The sequence below is a fragment of the Gloeobacter kilaueensis JS1 genome (assembly GCF_000484535.1).
Taxonomy (GTDB): domain Bacteria; phylum Cyanobacteriota; class Cyanobacteriia; order Gloeobacterales; family Gloeobacteraceae; genus Gloeobacter; species Gloeobacter kilaueensis.
The window spans coordinates 820,655-838,559 of record NC_022600.1; the positions used below are offsets into that span (position 1 = coordinate 820,655).

The 17,905-nt window shown below is 58.1% G+C and carries 18 protein-coding genes; 10 read left to right on the plus strand and 8 right to left on the minus strand.

What is annotated here, in order from left to right; translation table 11 throughout:
- Positions 1-115 precede the first annotated feature (115 nt).
- Together GKIL_RS03810 and GKIL_RS23280 are read left to right on the plus strand one after the other, a co-directional pair.
- Positions 116-517, plus strand: coding sequence for a hypothetical protein (locus tag GKIL_RS03810; protein ID WP_023172082.1), 402 nt, complete (start codon positions 116-118; stop codon positions 515-517).
- Positions 518-707: 190 nt separating this feature from the next.
- On the plus strand, positions 708-1,073 hold the full coding sequence (locus GKIL_RS23280) for a DUF2213 domain-containing protein (protein WP_187293879.1): 366 nt from the start codon (positions 708-710) through the stop codon (positions 1,071-1,073).
- On the opposite strand, the gene GKIL_RS03815 is transcribed toward GKIL_RS23280, so the two are convergent.
- Positions 1,017-1,397 carry a hypothetical protein gene (locus GKIL_RS03815; protein ID WP_023172084.1) on the minus strand — a complete coding sequence of 127 codons (381 nt, stop codon included), beginning with the start codon at positions 1,395-1,397 and terminating at the stop codon, positions 1,017-1,019. The genes GKIL_RS23280 and GKIL_RS03815 overlap by 57 nt on opposite strands.
- A 2-nt stretch (positions 1,398-1,399) precedes the next feature.
- Positions 1,400-1,645, minus strand: a complete 246-nt coding sequence (locus tag GKIL_RS03820; RefSeq protein ID WP_023172085.1) for a helix-turn-helix domain-containing protein — start codon at positions 1,643-1,645, stop codon at positions 1,400-1,402.
- A 174-nt stretch (positions 1,646-1,819) separates the two neighbouring features.
- Here GKIL_RS03820 and GKIL_RS03825 point away from each other — a divergent pair, with 174 nt between their 5' ends.
- The 5 genes from GKIL_RS03825 (at position 1,820) to GKIL_RS03845 (ending at position 5,174) form a co-directional block, all read left to right on the plus strand.
- Positions 1,820-2,239: a zinc finger SWIM domain protein gene (locus GKIL_RS03825; RefSeq protein ID WP_023172086.1), complete on the plus strand. Its 420-nt coding sequence runs from the start codon at positions 1,820-1,822 to the stop codon at positions 2,237-2,239.
- 12 nt (positions 2,240-2,251) lie between these two features.
- Positions 2,252-2,527, plus strand: coding sequence for a hypothetical protein (locus tag GKIL_RS03830; RefSeq protein WP_023172088.1), 276 nt, complete (start codon positions 2,252-2,254; stop codon positions 2,525-2,527).
- The gene (locus GKIL_RS03835) at positions 2,524-2,787 is read left to right on the plus strand and encodes a hypothetical protein (RefSeq protein WP_023172089.1); all 264 of its coding nucleotides are present in this window, start codon (positions 2,524-2,526) and stop codon (positions 2,785-2,787) included. The genes GKIL_RS03830 and GKIL_RS03835 overlap by 4 nt, the downstream gene beginning before the upstream one ends.
- A gap of 537 nt (positions 2,788-3,324) precedes the next feature.
- Positions 3,325-3,981, plus strand: a complete 657-nt coding sequence (locus tag GKIL_RS03840) for a TetR/AcrR family transcriptional regulator (protein ID WP_023172090.1) — start codon at positions 3,325-3,327, stop codon at positions 3,979-3,981.
- Positions 3,963-5,174, plus strand: coding sequence for a glycosyltransferase (locus GKIL_RS03845; RefSeq protein WP_023172091.1), 1,212 nt, complete (start codon positions 3,963-3,965; stop codon positions 5,172-5,174). The genes GKIL_RS03840 and GKIL_RS03845 overlap by 19 nt, the downstream gene beginning before the upstream one ends.
- A 33-nt stretch (positions 5,175-5,207) precedes the next feature.
- Here the strand turns inward: GKIL_RS03845 and GKIL_RS03850 are convergent, their stop codons facing one another.
- The 4 genes from GKIL_RS03850 to GKIL_RS03865 all read right to left on the minus strand — a co-directional run bounded on the left by GKIL_RS03850 (position 5,208) and on the right by GKIL_RS03865 (position 11,967).
- The gene (locus GKIL_RS03850) at positions 5,208-6,929 is read right to left on the minus strand and encodes a DUF262 domain-containing protein (protein ID WP_023172092.1); all 1,722 of its coding nucleotides are present in this window, start codon (positions 6,927-6,929) and stop codon (positions 5,208-5,210) included.
- A 146-nt stretch (positions 6,930-7,075) separates the two neighbouring features.
- Positions 7,076-8,773, minus strand: coding sequence for a DNA repair protein RecN (recN, locus tag GKIL_RS03855; RefSeq protein ID WP_023172093.1), 1,698 nt, complete (start codon positions 8,771-8,773; stop codon positions 7,076-7,078).
- A 95-nt stretch (positions 8,774-8,868) separates the two neighbouring features.
- Positions 8,869-10,572, minus strand: a complete 1,704-nt coding sequence (locus GKIL_RS03860; RefSeq protein WP_023172094.1) for an integrin alpha — start codon at positions 10,570-10,572, stop codon at positions 8,869-8,871.
- Positions 10,573-10,905: 333 nt separating this feature from the next.
- Positions 10,906-11,967, minus strand: coding sequence for a TIGR03032 family protein (locus tag GKIL_RS03865; protein ID WP_041243706.1), 1,062 nt, complete (start codon positions 11,965-11,967; stop codon positions 10,906-10,908).
- Positions 11,968-12,173: 206 nt separating this feature from the next.
- On the opposite strand from GKIL_RS03865, the gene GKIL_RS25180 reads away from it, so the two are divergent.
- From GKIL_RS25180 to GKIL_RS03880, 3 genes are all read left to right on the plus strand, one after another.
- Complete coding sequence (locus GKIL_RS25180; protein ID WP_023172096.1) at positions 12,174-14,306, plus strand: hypothetical protein; 2,133 nt, start codon at positions 12,174-12,176, stop codon at positions 14,304-14,306.
- Positions 14,307-14,351: 45 nt separating this feature from the next.
- Positions 14,352-15,098 (plus strand): pentapeptide repeat-containing protein, encoded by a 747-nt coding sequence (locus GKIL_RS03875; RefSeq protein WP_023172097.1) that lies wholly within the window; start codon positions 14,352-14,354, stop codon positions 15,096-15,098.
- 120 nt (positions 15,099-15,218) lie between these two features.
- Complete coding sequence (locus GKIL_RS03880; RefSeq protein ID WP_023172098.1) at positions 15,219-15,950, plus strand: pentapeptide repeat-containing protein; 732 nt, start codon at positions 15,219-15,221, stop codon at positions 15,948-15,950.
- Positions 15,951-16,059: 109 nt separating this feature from the next.
- On the opposite strand, the gene GKIL_RS03885 is transcribed toward GKIL_RS03880, so the two are convergent.
- Together GKIL_RS03885 and GKIL_RS03890 are read right to left on the minus strand one after the other, a co-directional pair.
- On the minus strand, positions 16,060-17,058 hold the full coding sequence (locus GKIL_RS03885; RefSeq protein WP_023172099.1) for a VOC family protein: 999 nt from the start codon (positions 17,056-17,058) through the stop codon (positions 16,060-16,062).
- The gene (locus GKIL_RS03890) at positions 17,055-17,903 is read right to left on the minus strand and encodes a methyltransferase domain-containing protein (protein ID WP_023172100.1); all 849 of its coding nucleotides are present in this window, start codon (positions 17,901-17,903) and stop codon (positions 17,055-17,057) included. The genes GKIL_RS03885 and GKIL_RS03890 overlap by 4 nt, the downstream gene beginning before the upstream one ends.
- Between the last annotated feature and the right edge of the window lie 2 nt (positions 17,904-17,905).

Genomic DNA, 17,905 nt, shown 5'->3' on the forward strand with positions numbered 1-17,905 from the left:
TGTGAAAATAAAACTATATCTTTGAAAAGCTAAAGTGCAATTGTGGTAGGCTTTTTAGCTCATCATGTCGTGTTTTCGAGTATTCTAGAGGTGTCTTTGAAAGTGAGTATAATTCATGGAACCTACAGCAGTTGTTCTTGAAGCTTTGCCGTCTGCTATCGAGCTTTTGACTCTAGCGAATATGGGTGATGCTCGCAAGCTTTTGAGCAGTTTGCCTGGCCCCGGCACCGCCACTATTGTGTCAGAGCGAACCTCTGAGGACGGCATCGGGCTGCGCCTGACCGAAAACGTGTGGTCTCTCGACTATGGCAACCGGTTACCGGTCGAATCTGTCGCGGCTGCATTGCTCGTCTTGATCGGCAAAGGAGCGCGCCTGCTGTGGTATCCAAGCCTCGGCACTCTCGAAGAAGGCTGCCTTGGTTACGAGCTGGGCTTTGACTCTGCGGGGCGCTTTAGTTGGGCGTGCGTCGAGCCCGACGTGGCGGCACGGTGGAACGCGGAGTGGAACGGGCTCTAGCCCTCTGCCAGTTTCGGCGGACTGGACCGGCAGGCTTTGCCTTTAGGATCAGACCGTGATGCCGCAGGAGCCTTTGAGTTGAGTACGGTTTACCGAGTCGATCAGGTCCACCTTGCTCCGGAGAAAGGCTACAGCGAGTCGAATAGCGGCTTTATCAATGTGGCCGCGATCCTGACGCGCACGGGTGTTTTTGAGTACGTCGATCCGCGCACGGGGGAGATCTGCCGGTTACAGCACCGTCTCGATACTGGAGCGGGGCGTCTACCGGGGCCAGCCGTACACCCACCGCCAGAAGAACATCCGCTACAACCATGTCTGCCTCACCGATAGCGGCAGGGGCGGGACACAGGTGAGCGTTCTAATGGACTCGTCAGACTTCGATCGGCGTGCAGCAATTGAGCGCCTGCGCGAGCAAAACCGCCAGCGGATGTGCGACGCCTGGCGGTGGCCTTGGTCCTGCTCTGGGCCTACTATCCTGCTCCCCGAGCAGATCGCCGACCTACTCGCCCTGCAGGCGCTGCAGAACATCGAGTATCCGCTGATTCTCTGTCTGTAGTCCCCGGATCTCCGACTGCATTGCATCCATGCGCTGGAAAGTGGCGAGGGCAATCCGGCTTACCTGCTCGACCATTCGGGTCAGGTCGCTCACCCGCTCAGAGAGGATACCCACCCGTTCTGTGAGGTCGGTCATCCGCTCAGAAAGAACGTTCACTCGCTCGGTGAGGTCGTCCATCCGCTGATTCGAGGTGGCCTGGGCTGTTTCAAGACGGGCGATGGCGGCGCTGTTGGCGGCAATCTGCTCGCTGTTGGCTGCCGTGAGGGCTTCGACGCGCTCCAGCCGCTCTCTCCAATTCTCAGGCTGGCCGTTGCTACTGGTCATCGTTATCCTCCCTGGCCCGCATCGTCGGGGATGTATTCGAGCAGATCGCCGGGCGTGCAATCAAGAGCCTGGCAAAGCGCATTCAATTGCTCACCATCAAGGCGCGGCATCGTATCCGAGGCCCGCAGACGAGATATGGATGTCTCGTGTAAATCTAGCGCAGAGGCCAGGTCACGGCCCGTAATGCGCTTGCGTGCCATCACTTCGCGGAGTCTCCAGCGGATCACTTTCGGGGCGTCGGTAAGCATGGCCATGTTCCCATAGACTCCCTTTATTGTAAAACTTTTGGCGCTACGTAGTAAACACTTAGCGCTTAGAGTTGACTTATTTGGCGTCACGCGCTAAAGTAATAGATAGTTAAAGAGAGCGGCTTTGAGTTTGGCGACCGGGCCGCTCTCCAACCCCAGAAAGGAGTTCACACCATGATCGCACAGTCCAACAGTCCGTACACCATCGCCGCTGCAGCCCGCATCCTGGGCGTGGCAGCCAGCGCTATCCGCGAAGTGCGCGGAGCCTTTAACTGCATCTTGGTCGTCTTCCGCCATGCCCGTGCTCGGTTCGTCTCGGCTGCCGCTTTCCTGGCCGACTTCGAGACGCAGCCGGTGGTGAACGCTGCCAAGTTGCCCGGCGAGGTCCATCCCCAGGGCGGCAGTCAGTACCTCGTCCGGGGCAGCAAGGGCGATCTCTACGCGGTCGATCTGCGCGCCGGTTCCTGCGACTGCGCGGACCACATCTTCCGGGGCCGCCGGTGCAAGCATCTGGTCTTGGCTGCAGCCTACCAGGCCGTCGAAGCGGTCGGGGTGGGCGAGGAGCTGGCCACCGCTACCGCCATCGGCCAGTAGGGGAGGGACGACATGCAACCGCAATTCATCAAGCTGGGCGATCGCATCCTCAATCTCGCCCACGTCGTCCAGATCGATTTCTACCCCAGTAAGGACAGCCTGGAGGCCCGCGTCATTACCACCGGCCAGTGGAGCTACGAGGGCGGCCAGGGAGAGCCAAACTACATGCTCTTCAAAGGACGGCTGGCGGAATCGCTCGCTAGCTACTTCGACACCGATGTAGCCCCTCCCAGCTTCCTGATCGATATCACCCACCTGGCCCCGCCCGCAGAGGAGCAACAGCCGTGATTCATCCCGAGCCGCTGGTGAGCCGCTATAGCCTCACCGTCACCTACGCAGATTGTCCCAGTGCTCCCATCGTCCAGATGCTCACAGGCCACGCTCTGGCCCGGCAACTGCCCTGGCTTGCGACGTTCGTCGGTCAGCCCTTCTACCTGGACTTCACCCACGATCTCACCCGCTATCAGATCGAGCCGGTCCTCGACGATGCACCACCGGCCCGCAGACTGGCCCGATTCCCTGCGCCGGTCCTAGCAAACGTCCGCTAAGTCAGCATCTGCCCTCAGCCCTCTGGGGGCTTTTTCTGCGGTCGAGAGCGGCGTCTACCGCCTCCCGCACTCCCTAGCCCCGCCGTCCGTCGTGGCCGGGAAATACCGAATTTTGTCGATTTTTAGTAAAAACACAAGTAAAACGATTCTGTAAAATGCTCCCAGAGCGGATCTTTTGCGGATTGCTAATCCGTTATAGGGCAGGTAACTCCCTATCGAGGGTTCGAATCCCTCCCTCTCCGCTCTATAACTTGGTTTCAGGCTCTCAGCCCGTCTGGTGTGCGTACTCTGCGCGCCCGGCACTGGCTTTTTTTTGCTCGATCGAACCCGCCGGAAGCGGCATGGCCAGCGTGAAGGCTAAAAATGTGTCGCGCGTGGCACGAATATCTATAAACCACCTGCAGCAAGCTGTTGCGGGGCAGGTAACTCTCTAGCCCACCCGTCGCCATCTGAGCCGACGGGCCAGCAGACTTTCTTCCCTTGCGGGTCCAACTCTGCGTTGCTATGATCATTTCAAATCACTAAATGTGACATGAAATGTCCAACGCACAACGCCCTTATCGTCAGGTCGCCCGCGCCGCTGCTGCCCAAAACCTCAGACAGCGGATCGTCATGGCTTTTCACGACCAGATGCTGACGCGCTGGATCGACGAGATCACCCTTGATGAGGTCGCTGCTGCCGCCGGAACAACACGGCGGACCGTCATTCGGCTGTTTGGGGGCAAAGAAGGGCTGCTGGACTCCGTCATCACGCTCGTCTGGGACAAGGCGACACCCCGCTTAGCCCTACCGAGCGATGCCACACTCGAGACGGCACTGGGCGCTCTGCTCGCCCAGTATGAGTCCGGCGGCGACATGACTATTCGCTTTATTGCTCAAGAAGGCCGTCACCCCTTATTGCGCGAGCCGCTCAACCAGGGCAGGCGCAATCATCGCGCCTGGGTTGCCGCGCACTTCGGCAATGCCGTCGGCAGTTTGGAGGAGCTGGAGCGAGAGCGGCAGATCGCCCGCCTCGTCGTTGCGACCGATGTCTACACGTGGAAATTGCTGCGGCGAGATCTTGGATACGCGCCGGAAGATGTGTCGGTCCTCATCGCCGGCATGATTACGCGAATAGTTGGAGCGTCGCTCCTCATCGTCGGCATGATTACGCGAATCATTGGAGGCATAACACAATGCAGGACAATCGGGTAACGACGCGCCCGCTCGTGGGCAAAGGACCGCTGCGGGTGCTGATGGTCCATTGGGACGGGGCGGGCAATCTCCCGCCCCAACGGGCACTGGCGCGCGAGTTGGCGCGCCGTGGGCACGCTGTTCACGTGCTGACCCACGACACCCAGGCAAGCGCCGTAATATCGGATGGCGGCACGTTCCATCGCCTGACGCTTGCGCCGCAATGGGACTTTGCCCAACCGCACATGGTCGAGGAGGAGATCACTGCGATCGTCCGGGATATCAGCGGCTCGCCCGCATTCGCGCAGGACTTTCTGGCTGCGGTCGATGCGCTGCATCCGGATGTTTGCCTGATCGACGCGATGCTGCTCACCACCATTCAGGCCGCAATCGAGAAACGGCTTTGCTTTGCCGCAGTGAACCACCTAGCCTGGAACCTCGATGGGGTATGCGCGGCGTTTCTTGGCTCGATTGCGGCGACTTTGCCTGGAGCGGCTGCGGGGAGTACGTTTTGGGATGTGCTTGACGACGTGCCCCTGGTGCTTGCCACCAGTTACCTGGACCTGGGCACGACCGCGTTCGTCGCCCCCCACGTTCACTTTGTCGGCCCGATCCGCGAACCTGTCACCTTGTCCTCCTGGCCCCGCAGATGGCCCGACCGGAAGCTGGTGCTGGTCAGCCTCAGCAGCGGGTTCCAGGGGCAGGAGGCGACGCTGAGGGCTATCTGCGAAGCCCTCGCGCCCTTGCCGCTCGAAGTTGTGGTGACAACCGGGCGCGGCATCGCACCGGATTCTTTACAGGCGTCCGGTGGACTGGAGGTGCGCTCGTTCGTTCCCCACGACGCGGTGCTGCCGTCGGCGGATCTGGTGATCACCCACGCGGGGCTTGGCACGTTGATGTATGCCCTTGGTGCCGGGGTTCCCTGCCTGTGCCTGCCAAATGGGCGCGATCAAGACGACAACGCGGCCCGCGTGGCGGCCCTTGGCCTGGGTCGCAAGCTCCCGCCCTCTGCGACGCCAAACCAGATCCGTAGCGCGGTCGCAGCGGCGCTGGAGGACAACCTGATGCGGGAAGCGACTCGGTCTTTCGCCGGTCGAGTGGCGCGCTTTGGCGATCTGACGCGCGCGGCCAACCTGGTGACGGCGCTACCATCGTCTACCTGCGTGGCGCGCAATCTCCCGCGCACTCGGATGAGCGCACGCAGAGCCTGCTGAGCATTCTCGCTGGTTCTCACCTTTAGACACCCTCTAAGGGGCCGCTGAGGAGAAATCTGCTCGCCAGAGGTGCAGAGCGCGGATTGCAAACTGCCGCTGGCGTCTATCGAGCAAATCGATAGTCCACTGTTCAGGGGCAATCTCTGGGAGCTGTTTTGTGAGGATATAACCGCTATCACCGTAGACAACAACCTTCTCACCGTAGGGAGCGTTTCCAAGTTGACGGTTAAGCGAGGTCTCCAGCAAGGTGAGATTGCCCAGCCGCTCGACTACGCGCTCCCATAAGTCGGGTGGAAAGGTTTCTTCCCACTCTGAAGTTGGATTTTCAGGCAGGATATGCTCCACCGAAGCCGGGTCTGTATCCGGGTCACAAGATCGTCCTGAAGCGTCGGATTCCAGGCGGGCGAGGATGTACTTTGCCAGTTTGCGGCCCCGGCTATTGGACTTGAAGGCGAGCTGGGAGAAATCCTGCTCGAACTTTTCATCCGGCACGTAGATGGGCTCTAAAATCTGAAAAATTGCCGCCAGCGGGGTGGCAGCACCAGCGAGCACAGCTTTAGCGGCGCGATAGTAGTATTCTTCTAATGCATTGGGATTGAGGCGACTGACGACCGAATAACGAAAGGAGATAATGCTCACTAACTTGAGAACACGAGCAAAATCGTGAAGCTCGAAGCGTTCCCAGGCAGCGAAGAGCAGAGGCATCATCTGCCGAGCCTGAAAGAGATCAAGTTCGCGAACAAACGGCTTGCACGCCGGGTATTCAATCCAGTACTCGTGCTGAACATCCAAAATGGCTGAGAAAAGTTCAGCGCGCGGCTCCAAATGATCCATCAGGCTGAATGCATCTTGAGCAGTTTTCACTTTGTTGCGCACCAGCTTGAAGAGGCGTTGCTTGCGAACGTTTTTCTCTTCGCATTGCAAGTGATAGCGCAGGAAATCTGGAAAACGCTCCTGCTGGACAGTGGCAATCAGACCGCGCCATCGCCGTTGCAACGCCTCCAGATCCGCTGATACCTTGACACAGGAGAAGAGGTAGTTTTTGAGCAGATCGGTCGAAGACAGTTCAAGTCCACATGCGTTGAGTGTCTCGAAGACGGTATAGGCGTTCAGTTCGTTATCAACGGTGATCAAGATAAATAGGAGCTGGCGCGCTATTGTCTCAGACAAAAGTTCTGCAAGAAGGTTGCCTTTGCTTTCAAACTCGGGCACCTTACTTACTTGCTTGCCAAAATATAGAAAGCAATCCCAGAGCAACTTGTTCGAGTTGCATAATCCTCTCGGATTAAGAGGTTTTCTAAGTTGAACCAGATAATCCTGGTAAAATGCGTTGTCGGTCTCATTTAGAAAAAGTTTGCTGCTCTCGATAAGAGAAGCGGGATCTTTTTCACCGATAAATCGACTGCGCAATCCTGATGCGCGCTCACGATTTTGCTCAGGCTCGATATCCCGATCGGCCATTTCTCGTAGCTTAGCAATCACAACGAGAGCCAGAATACTCAATGTAGCCAGTCTCTGCTGACCATCGATGATCAAGAACTCGCGATCACTTTTAGCCTCGACGACCAGTGCCCCCATATAGTGACTGTCGTCGCGTCTCCCGCGCAGTTCCCAGATATCGTTCCACAGATCTTCCCACTGCTCTTCTAACCAGGAATAGTCTCGCTGATAGGGCGGCACTCGATACAACCTGCCATTACCCAACAATTCAAGAAAATTGATAGTACGAGTGTTCAGTAAATTGGCCTGCGCCATGGCTCGATCCGGCGATTTATCTGATTGCTTCTTACCTTAACTGTAATCTCAGGCAGGATAAAGCTGCGAGACTCAAAGCCTGACGGCATCGATTTGTCTGGGTGTCAGAACTGCCTGTCCAGGGCGATAGATCACAATTGAAGCGCTTAGCGGTGGGTGCGGCGGCGGTCGGCCTCAGCGAGCAGCGCCGAGGCAAATTCAAGGGCTTCGGCAGCAGCCTGACCGCTCACCAGTTGGGCCAGCTCATCGCGGCGGGCCTCGGTGCGGCTCAAGACTTCGACCCGGACCACCGTGCGCTCCTCGCCGTCTTCGGACTGGACCAGCTTGCGCACCCGGTAATGGTTGTCGGCCATTGCCGCCACCAGCGGCTGGTGGGTGACGCAGAGCACCTGGTGGGAGCTGCCCAACTGGAGCAGTTTTTCGGCGACGGCCTGGGCCACCCGCCCGGATACACCGATGTCTATCTCATCGAAGACGAGGGTACCGATATGATCTGCTGCTCCCAGGCAGGCTTTGAGGGCGAGTAAGAAGCGGGCCATCTCGCCGCCGGAGGCAGTTTCGGTAAGGGCAGCGAGCGGTTCGCCCGGATTCGGGCTCCACAAAAAGATCACCCGGTCCGCGCCGCTGGCGGTGAGCCGAGCCGCTTCGACCTCGACGGCGAAGCGCACCTTCTGCATCCCGAGTGGGGCCAGTTCGCGCACCAGATCGCTTTGCAGCCGTTTGGCCGCTCTGGTGCGGGCGCGGGTCAACTCGGTGGCCAGTTCAGTCGCCCGCGCCAGCTCCCCCTCCAGAAGCTGCTGCTCGGCCTCCAGGCTTTCTTCACCTCCCTCGATCAGGGCCAGATCCCGCTCCAGTTGCTGGTAGCGGGCAATCACATTGGCGAGGGTCGGCCCGTACTTCTGGCGGAGGTTCTTGAGGAGCCGCAGGCGCTTTTCGACGGACTGGAGCGCTTCGGGGTCCGATTCGACCTGCTCGCCGTAGCGGTTGATCGCCCTGGCACACTCCTGCACCTGCACCAGGGCGCTATCGATCATCTCGCTGAAGGACGTCAGGCTGGCATCGAACTCGCACATCTGGACCAGCAGATCCGACGCCTGCCCGAGCAGGTCGGTGACGGCAGATTCACCGCCACCTGCCCCTTCGTAAAGTAGTTCGTAGAGCTTCTGGCTATTTTGCTGCAGCTCGACAGCGTGGGCGAGGCGGGAGCGCTCGGCCAGCAATTGCTCCTCTTCGAGCGGATCGTCGAGATCCGCCTTCGATAGTTCTTCGTACTGAAAGCGAAACAAATCGAGCTGGCGACTTTGTTCTTCGCGCAGGGCTTTTTTGCGGGCCAGATCGGCGCGGCGCTTCTGCAGCGACTCGTATGCCTGGCGGACCTGTTCGCGCTGGGGGGTGGCCCCGGCGTAGTTGTCCAATAATTCCAGCTGCACTTCTGGCTTTTCGAGCTGCAGCGATTGGCCCTGGGCGGTGATTTCGAGCAGTCCCTCGCGCAACTCCCTCAGCACCGCCTGGTTGACGAGCACGCCGTTGATCCGTGCCCGGCTGGTCTTACCGCTGATCTCGCGCACGACCACCAGTTCGTCCCCCAGCGGATCGATCTGCTGCCCGGCGAGCCACTCAGCCAGTGCCCCACTCATCACAAAGGTGGCCTCGATCACGGCGCGCTGGGCACCGGAGCGCACCTGGCCAGCACTCACCTTGCCACCGAGTACGGCATCGAGGGCATCGAGGATGATCGACTTGCCCGCCCCGGTCTCGCCGGTGAGCACGTTCAGGCCACCCGCAAAATCGAGGGCAAGGCTATCGATCAGGGCGAAGTTTTCGATTCGCAGGTGCGTCAGCATGAATATCGGAGGCAGTCCTCTTCTATATTCATGCACCGCCGGCCAGTACGTGGTGTTTTTGGCGATGGAGCTACTGCTCCGGGGGCAATACCCCTTCAGGGGGCAGGACTGGTAGCTTTCAGGCCGGACAATTCGACTGGTTTGCTGTTGCGCTTGCCAAAGACCACGTAGCTGCGGCCCGCCGAGGACTGGCCTGCCGGGTCGGCACCGGGAGCCCCAACGATGACATCGGCCAGTCCGTCGCCGTTGACATCCCCTGCCCCACTCACAGAAGTGCCGGAATTATCGTTTGCCTGGCTGCCGTCGATGACGAAGCCGGCCCGATTGCTGCCGGTGTCGATGCCGCTCAGTTGCACTGGTTGGCTGTTGGTCTTGCCAAAGACCACGTAGCTGCGGCCCGCCGAGGACTGGCTTGCCGGGTCGGCACCGGGAGCCCCAACGATGACATCGGCCAGTCCGTCGCCGTTGACGTCCCCTGCCCCACCGACGGCACTACCGGCGCGATCAAATGGCTGGCTGCCGTCGATGACGAAGCCTGCCTGGCTGGTACCGTTGTCGATGTCTGCCAGCTCCACTGGCTGGAGAGCGGACTTGCCAAAGATCACATAGCTGCGACCGGCCCCCTGTTCGGGGTTGGTTCCAACGACGAGATCCGCCAGTCCATCTCCATTGACATCCCCTGCCCCACCGACGGAGATGCCAGAATGATCCTCCACCTGGCTGCCGTCGATGACGAAGCCCGCCTGACCGGTGCCATCTTCGAGGCTGCTCAGTTCGACAGATTGGCTATCGTGCTTGCCAAAGACCACGTAGCTGCGACCGGCAGTGGCATGTCCACCTGGATCGGCCAGGAACGCTCCGACAATCAGGTCCGGAATGCCATCGCCGTTGACATCCCCGGCCCCATCGACAGCAACACCGGACGCGTCGGAGGGCTGGCTGCCGTCGATGACAAAGCCCGCCTGGCTGGTGCCATCTTCGAGGCTGCTCAGTTCGACAGATTGGCTGTCGTGCTTGCCAAAGACCACGTAACTGCGACCGGCACCCGCACGCCCATCCGGGGAGGCACCGAGAGCCCCGACAATCAGGTCCGGAATGCCATCGCCGTTGATATCCCCTGCGCTGCTGACAGAAACGCCGGAGTAATCGTTCGCCTGACTACCGTCGATGACGAAGCCCGCCTGGCTGGTACCGTTATCGAGGGCCGCCAATTCCACCGGTTGATTGTTGCGCTTGCCGAAGACAACATAGCTGCGACCAGCCCGATTGTGGCCATTCGGGGAGGCATCGGGAGCCCCAACGATCAGATCGGCGAGTCCATCGCCATTGATATCTCCTGCACCGCTGACCGAATCGCCGGACTGGTCGCCCGGCTGGCTGCCGTTGATTGCGAAGCCTGCTTTGCTGCTGCCGCTTTCGAGGCCGCTCAGTTCGATCGGTTGGCCATTGCGCTTGCCGAAGACCACGTAGCTGCGACCCGCAAAGCTGCGACCATTCGGCGAAGCAAAGATAGCGCCAACAATCAGATCCGGTATGCCGTCACCGTTGACATCTCCCGCTTGCCTGACAGACTCCCCCGAGTTATCACCTGGCTGACTGCCGTCGATGACAAAGCCTGCACTTCTGGTTGCCGCAGCACTCTGGGCAGCAGCAGAGGCAGCCTGGACAACCGGCAATGCAGCGCACCCGCAGAGGCCCAACGAGATACTCAACCAGCTCGACCATCCGCGTGTCAGGTAGGGACGAACCAGGCGGCTGCAGGTCAATAGTCCAAGCGATACTCGATCAGCAAGTCTCATTTTGCTTTCTCCTAGGAGGGTTTAGTTGGCTGTGGCTGCAAAGGAAGCTAAATCGCCGTACTGGAGGCGGCCCTGCTTAGCGCAAAAGTCGCCGGTCCTTATCTGGCAATTCAAAGAGCGATGCAACCAGCGTACCCAGCAGCTTTCAAGCTGTAAGTACAGAAAAGTCAGCTATCGCGGTGACGAAAGTCAGGCGCTGGTCCGAAGTTTCACCAGGTTTCCAGCGTTCTGCAGGACCCGTCCTCCGAATTCCGGCGCAATCGGATTGGCAAGCAAAGGCTGAACCTTACCTTCACCCGATCAATCTTTTGGCAATGGACGGTGGTAGATCCGTCAGAGCGATTGCGGCCCATCCACCGAGAGCATCCGCCGCACCTCGTCGCTGACAAAGCCGATCGCCATTGGCCGCCTCACTCCGGGCAGCACCGATACGTCGTACAACTCTTCGATCACTTCTCCCTCGATGCGCAGCCAATGCACCACGTCTCCCCGCTTGAGGTCGATCACCACCAGCCCGCAGCGTGCGCCTACGCCTTCGCGCTCCAACCGTTCCTGCAGTGCAAGCCCTGCAAAAGCCCGGTCCCGCCGTGGCTTCGAGAGCCCCGCCACCGCAAAATCTCCCCAAAAAGCAAGTCCCCGCAGGTAGCCCGGACAAAACGCCACCGGCACAAACCGGCCTGCCTCGATATCTGCGTAGCCAAATTCACCGCTGCCCGAATTGTGCAACCACAGCCGTTCCCGGTACCAGCGCGGCGAGTGGGGCATCGACAGACCGCCCAGCACGACTTCACCGCTTGCGACTTCTACCACGCACCCGCCGCTTCTTCTTTGTTCACGCCAGCCGTCGGCAATGTTGGTCTGGGAAATCGCCGTTACCCAGGCAGGCCGACCGTCCTGCATCGCCAGGCCGTTGAGGTGGCAGCGGTCCTCAGCGGCCAGGCGGCTGATAAACGGCGGCTGCCAGAGGGGAGCGAAGCTGTGGGTCTCGCTGACAGTAGCCAGACAGGAGAAGAGGGTGTTGACAAAGACAGGGCGGCCCGTGGCATCGAGGGCCAGATCGTGAGCGTCGAGGTCGCCAGTCACCCAGCCGACGCGGGGGACAAAGCAGCGATCGTAGCCGTCGTGGGTCTGAGCAGATTCGAGGAGATTCTCAAATTTCCAGAGCTGGTAGAGGGTGCTCAAGTACAGGCTCTGGGCATCGCTCCACAGTCCCAGACAGCGGTTGAGGGTGCGCTCGAACAGCGAGAGCCGACCGTCCGGCTGGAGTCCGACGAGGAAGAGTTTGCCCGCCTGATAGGTGGTAAAGGCAAGGGAGAGGCAATGTTCGGCCAGCCAGTTGGGGAACTGGCGGGAGGGAGAAAACTCCAGGCGGGCGGAGGTATCGGATTGGTTCATAGAGAGGAGCAAAGCAGATATTTGGGGGCGGGACATTGCAAGTTTCAGGCTACCAACTCCATCCATCAAGGAGGGCAAACAGGCTATTTTTTTAGAGTGAAAATCCCCCATTACAGACTTGAGTGTTCATTCATTCCCTGCTAATTTATCAACATGCATGTATTCATGCACATATAATCCTTTCCGCAGCTACCTTCGAGAGTCTCATGGACGAAGAGCAAGAATTTGCCGGCTCTGGCGACGACCAGTATCCTGACGCGCCGGGTGAAGAAAACAATCTACTTGAACAGAACCCAGAGCTTGATCAAGAAAATCAGGAGTACGTCGCAGGCATCGATCCAGGAGACGAGGCATACGTCACAGACGCTGACCAGGAAAATCAGGGATACACTACAGACTTCGATCCAGAAGGCCAGTTCTACCCGGACGAGACCGACACCAGTAACGCTGAACTGTACGGGTCAGAGTACGAAGCGGACTTCACCAGTACTGACACTGGTCAGGACGAAGGGCCGGAGAGTAGCGCCTATCAGGGAGATTATTCGCCCAACTTAGTAGGCGATGACTACGACTACGAGAACTTTTCGGGCAACTTCGACAATCAAGATGTATATGACAGCTACAACTCGCTATACGCTGGGCAGAATGAGCACTTCGCCAGTAACCAGGCAGACGAGCAAGAAGACGATCCAAATGTGGCAGGCTTTGTGCGCAACTGGGGAGCTACCAGTGACACAGTCGGATTCCGGGATGTCAACTATGCTGGCGAGATGTACAGCTCGAATGCGTATAGCGGAGGCGAAACGAGTAACTGGGAGCAGAGTCTGGGGCAGTACGAGCCGGGCACAGCCGCAGATGCCGATAGTTTTGCTGGCGATAATGACGAGAGCCAGCCGTCGCTGAATTTGGACAACAACTGGGATTGGGAGCAGACTGACCTGAGCGGCGAGCAGACGACGGCCTATAGTTTCGATAACAGTAGCGATGGAGATGAGAAGGACGCTCAACCAGACGCAGCGGAGACTTTTTCTCAAACGGATGGACCAGTCAATTTTGAGGATGATGCGCAAGTCTGGGAGCCCTCCCCACAGGAAGATGCTGATGAGAACAGCCCAGATGCAGTGAATCGCGTCGCCAACGGTGTTTTGCTCGGTGAGGGCACTCTTGATGACAGTAGCGATCAAGTTGCCGACAGCGACAGCCGCAGTTTTGCTGACCTAGCAGCTATGAGTTGGGGTGATGGGCCACCCTTGAACTTCGGTGCAGACAGCGATGTTTTCGGGTTGTCGTCTGGCTATAGCTTTCTAGAGTATCCAGAGCAGGCTCAGCCCCTGACCTTCTCTGCACTGACGGAGGCTGAGCTGTCAGCAGGTGGCGTCTTAGTAAGCGAGGGTGTGTTAGCAGGCAGCGCTGATGCCGACAACGGCGAGGACGACAAAGCAGGCGGCTTCCCATCTCTCACTTTGCAGAACGATGGTAGCGGAGCCCCGGTTGTCCTCCAGGCAAATGCAACGGTTGACATTGGAGCAGACACCAGCACGAACCCAGCAAGCGAAAAAGATGTCAACGCTGCGCAGGTGGACACCGAGGCAGCAGAAGCGGGTCTGGTCGGCCTGGGATTGTTCCAGGAACTGACCTATCCGATCTGGAAACAACTGCCAAATCCCCAGGGCAAGCTGACGGACTTTAACCTGTCGTTTCAGGACATCTCAGGTTTTTCTAAACCCACAGGTTACGCCTACATCAACCGGGTAAATTCGCTGACCGGCAATCCTACCAAGTGGAAAGGGCTGCGTCTGGATTACGGCCCGAATGTCAAAATACCAAAAGTAGATCCAGCAACGGGGGAACAAATTATTGACCCTGTAACAAACAAAGCGATTCCCGAGGTCAACTGGCACTGGAATCAAGATGGGGTGAATAAGGCCTTTGGCATCGAAAATCATACAAAGCTCGATTCAGGGACGTTTGGGGAGGCATTTGGCCAGTCACTCAAGATCACTAGACCTCTAGGAAAGGTAGCCCTGGTCGCTGGTGTTGCTGCCGATGCCTGGTCGCTTGGAAGCGAGGTTAATCAAAGCCTGCAAACTGGCCAATGGAACAATACTGTAGTCGAGTCGGCTCGCATTGCCGGAGGTTGGGGCGGCGGTTGGGCCGGAGCGGAGGCAGGGGGAGGCGTCGGTGCCACAATTGGTACTGTGCTGCTGCCTGGCTTGGGTACTGTCGTCGGTGGTGCCGTTGGTGGTCTAGTGGGCGGTGCTTTGGGCTATTTTGCCGGTTCAGAAGTAGCTGAGACGGCAGCAGAGCAGGCCACGGGTTATCAGCGCCCAAAGCAGTAGATATCCTTTCGTACTCATTCGTCCGTTGAAGACCAGGAGAAGACTATGTGTATCGACAAATTTATTAAGTGGCTGAACATTGATTTCCAAAATTACCAGAAGCAAGTGCCACAGACCCGCACAATTCTAAATGCACAAGAGCTGCTTGAACGTTATGCCAGCGGAGAACGTTTACTTCGTGTCTATTTGAAGCAAGTAGATCTAAGAGGCGTGAATCTTAGCGGAGCCGACCTAAGTAGCTCTAAGTTCGAGCAGGTCGATTTGCGCGGAGCCAATCTTGCGGGCACGTTATTTAGATATGCCAACTTGAAAACACTCTGTATAGACGAGACTACGCAGATAGATGCCAAGTGGAGAACAGTTTGGGAGATTGTCAATCATCCTCTTGTTGGGCGCGAACTAGCTGGAGCAGACCTTTCCTACAGTTCGATTAAAAAAGCTACTCTGACAAAAGCTAACTTAACTGGAGCAAATTTAAGTGATGCTTTTTTAGAGGAATCTGACTTACAGGAAGCGAATCTGGATTGCGCGAACCTGAGCGGAGCCTATTTGAACGGTAGCAACTTCCGTGGTGCTACTTTATGGGGTGCGAACTGTCGGGAGACAAAACTATTTGACGCTTGTCTCAAAGATGCAGACCTGCGTGACGTGGACTTTCGCGACAGCTACTTCTCAGGGGCAGACTTGCGAGGTGCTGATATGCGTGGTGCAAATATCGAAGGCGCGCATAATTTAGAAGATGAGACTCTGCTTTCAGGAGCGATTATGCCCGATGGCACGGTTTGTCCTTGAAAGATGAATACTGAAAAATACAAATGTTAGAAGCATGTTTGATTGCACAACGAGCAAGATCTGAAACAACAAAAATCCCTCCATACCGATTGATTATTAGTTGAACATCAGGAGAGGACTGTGTGCATAGACAAGCTACTTGAGTGGCTAAACATTGATTTCCAGCCGTCAGGGCCAAAGCTGCATACAGTGAGGAGTGCGAAGGAGCTGCTCGAGTGGTATGCCCGTGGAGAACGCTTCATACACGTTTATCTAAAGCGAGTAGACCTGAGAGGTGTGGATCTGCCTGGAATTGACCTGAGTGGCTCTACACTCCAGCATGTCGATTTGCGGGGAGCCAACCTCACGGGTGCGAAGTTCGACTATGTAGTCTTGAGCAGAATACAGATTGATGAGACCACACAATTAGACACTAAGTGGCGGACGATTTGGGAGATTGTCAATCACCCTCTTATTGGTCGGAATCTAGTTGAGGCTGACCTTTCCAACAGTGTATTTGCTGGGGCCACTTTGGCAAACGCTAATCTCGAAGGCGCGAGTCTACGCAATTCTTCTTTAGAGAGTACCAATTTACAAGAAGCGAATCTGCAGGATGCAGACCTTCGTGAGGCAAATGCGGACAGTGCTAACTTGTGTGGTGCCAACTTGAGAGGTGCGAATTGTCAGGAGACAAAATTTTTTGCTGCCTTTCTGAACAATGCGGATCTACGGGGGACAGACCTCCGCAACTGCAACCTCGTAGACGCGGATCTGCGAGGAGCCAATATGCAGGGAGCCAATATTGAGGGGGCAATCATGGATGATGCTTTGCTGTCGGGAGCAACCTTACCTGACGGAACAGTTTGTCCTTAAAAGGAGAACATAAAGATAGATGCATATCTATGTTCCCTTCAGGGCTAACTTCCACCTATGTTTATGCACTGCCAGGTGAGAAGAAGTATCTTTCGATGACTACCGAAAGTCAGGAACCGAGGGTACCGCGCGAGCGCTGTTCTTTTTCGATCGCCTCGAAGAGCGACTGAAAGTTGCCCTCGCCGAAGCCCAGGGCATCGTCCTGCCGCTCGATGTACTCAAAAAAGAGAGTCGGTTCAGCGAAGATGGGCCGGGTGAAGATCTGCAGGATGCTCGCGCCTTTTTCGTCGCGATCGACCAGGATGTGCAACTGCTGCAGGCGCTCAAGATCGAGTCCCCCCAGGTCCGGGCGCGGGGGGAGGTTGTCGTAGTAGACGGCGGGGGCGTCCAGAAAGCGCATCCCCCCGGCGCGGGCAGCGGCGACGGTCCTTGCGATATCCGGCGTGCGCAGGGCGACGTGCTGGACACCAGCGCCGCGATGGGCCACAAGAAACTCGCTCACCTGCGAGTTAGCCGTCAGCGGAGCATTGAGCGGCAGGCGGACGCGGTGGTTGGGGCTGGTGAGCACCCAGCTTTTGAGCGCCGAGCGGCGGGTGGCGATCTCGAAGTAGCGGTCTGGCTGAAGCTGGAGCACCCTCTGGTACCAGTCCAGAACACTCTCGAATTGGGCGACATCCAGGTTGAGTACGACGTGGTCGATGGCCGCTAGATCCGTTGCCCGCAGGCTTCCTTGCTGCGGTACAAAGCCCGGCGGCAGGGCGGAAAGATCGCTTAAAAAAGTGTGGGTGATCCCGGCAGGCGAAGTGATCTGCCAGGTACCGGGAAGGCGGCCCAGCAGAACGGGGGCGGCGGTGGGCAGCGCTTCAGACAAAAAGGCGACATCGCCCACGCCCTGGGGGTGCTGTTCGAGGTAGCGCCGGACGGGACTTGCCGCTGTGAGCGCTTCGCTGACGACGAGCAGGACGGCACCGTTGAGCAGGGCAAAGCTGCGGGTGCAGCCATCTTCGTAGAGGCCATTGACCTGAAACCCCATCTGCGACCAGAGTCGATCGCACAGGGGCCGGGCTTCGTCTACGAACAATTCGACCCAGGCAAATTCGAGGTTCATCGGCCCGTTCCTTTGTAGGCGGTGAACACCCCGAAGCGCAGCAGATTCTTTGCGTAGGCCCGCCGCATCAGCTGCATCGCGAGCGCCCCCTTGATCACTTCTGGTCCCTGGGCGATCACTTTTAAGAACACCGCCGGGTCGAGCGCTGAATCGATCACAAGCGACCAGAAGCGCGCTACCCGCTCGGACCAGTTCGCCTGCTGCACTCCTTGAAAGCCGCTCTTTACGAGCAGATCGGCGTAACTTTCGATCGAGAGGATGTAGGGCAGGTGGTAGATCCGGTAGATGGCGGCAAGCCAGCTCTGCTCGCGGGCCGTGAGTTCTCCGTGGCGGCAGCACCAGGTGACAAAGAGCAACTGACCACCGGGTTTGAGCACCCGGTAGCATTCGCCCAAAAACTGGGCCTTGTCAGCCATGTGCTCGCCACTTTCAAGCGACCAGACCAGATCGAAGGAGGCGTCGGCGAAGGGCAACTGGTGGGCGTCCGCGACGCTAAATTGCGCCTGCGCCTGCAGGCCGCGCTCGGCTGCGCGCACCTGTGCCCTGGCACACTGAACGGGACTGAGGGTGATCCCCCGGACCTGTGCTCCGAAGCGCTCGGCAAGGTACAGGCTGCTGCCACCGATGCCGCAGCCGACATCGAGGATCGAAGTGGGAGTGCCAATCGCCGCCCAGTCGATGAGGCGCACGATGAGATCCACCTGGGCCAACCGCCGGTCCTTGGTCTGCTCCCCTGCTTCCCAGTAACCGTGGTGCATGTGCTCGCCCCAGACCTCTTCCCAGAGGCCGGAGGAGGCGTCGTAGAACCGGCGGATGCCCTCGTTGAGTCCTTTGCGTTCGATCACGG

What these genes read in the sequence shown, in the direction of transcription:
- GKIL_RS03810 (WP_023172082.1), top strand. Translation starts at nt 116, where the DNA reads ATGGAACCTACAGCAGTTGTTCTTGAAGCTTTGCCGTCTGCTATCGAG.
- GKIL_RS03815 (WP_023172084.1), bottom strand. Translation starts at nt 1,397, where the DNA reads ATGACCAGTAGCAACGGCCAGCCTGAGAATTGGAGAGAGCGGCTGGAG.
- GKIL_RS03820 (WP_023172085.1), bottom strand. Translation starts at nt 1,645, where the DNA reads ATGCTTACCGACGCCCCGAAAGTGATCCGCTGGAGACTCCGCGAAGTG.
- GKIL_RS03825 (WP_023172086.1), top strand. Translation starts at nt 1,820, where the DNA reads ATGATCGCACAGTCCAACAGTCCGTACACCATCGCCGCTGCAGCCCGC.
- GKIL_RS03830 (WP_023172088.1), top strand. Translation starts at nt 2,252, where the DNA reads ATGCAACCGCAATTCATCAAGCTGGGCGATCGCATCCTCAATCTCGCC.
- GKIL_RS03840 (WP_023172090.1), top strand. Translation starts at nt 3,325, where the DNA reads ATGTCCAACGCACAACGCCCTTATCGTCAGGTCGCCCGCGCCGCTGCT.
- GKIL_RS03845 (WP_023172091.1), top strand. Translation starts at nt 3,963, where the DNA reads ATGCAGGACAATCGGGTAACGACGCGCCCGCTCGTGGGCAAAGGACCG.
- GKIL_RS03850 (WP_023172092.1), bottom strand. Translation starts at nt 6,929, where the DNA reads ATGGCGCAGGCCAATTTACTGAACACTCGTACTATCAATTTTCTTGAA.
- recN (WP_023172093.1), bottom strand. Translation starts at nt 8,773, where the DNA reads ATGCTGACGCACCTGCGAATCGAAAACTTCGCCCTGATCGATAGCCTT.
- GKIL_RS03860 (WP_023172094.1), bottom strand. Translation starts at nt 10,572, where the DNA reads ATGAGACTTGCTGATCGAGTATCGCTTGGACTATTGACCTGCAGCCGC.
- GKIL_RS03865 (WP_041243706.1), bottom strand. Translation starts at nt 11,967, where the DNA reads ATGAACCAATCCGATACCTCCGCCCGCCTGGAGTTTTCTCCCTCCCGC.
- GKIL_RS25180 (WP_023172096.1), top strand. Translation starts at nt 12,174, where the DNA reads ATGGACGAAGAGCAAGAATTTGCCGGCTCTGGCGACGACCAGTATCCT.
- GKIL_RS03875 (WP_023172097.1), top strand. Translation starts at nt 14,352, where the DNA reads ATGTGTATCGACAAATTTATTAAGTGGCTGAACATTGATTTCCAAAAT.
- GKIL_RS03885 (WP_023172099.1), bottom strand. Translation starts at nt 17,058, where the DNA reads ATGAACCTCGAATTTGCCTGGGTCGAATTGTTCGTAGACGAAGCCCGG.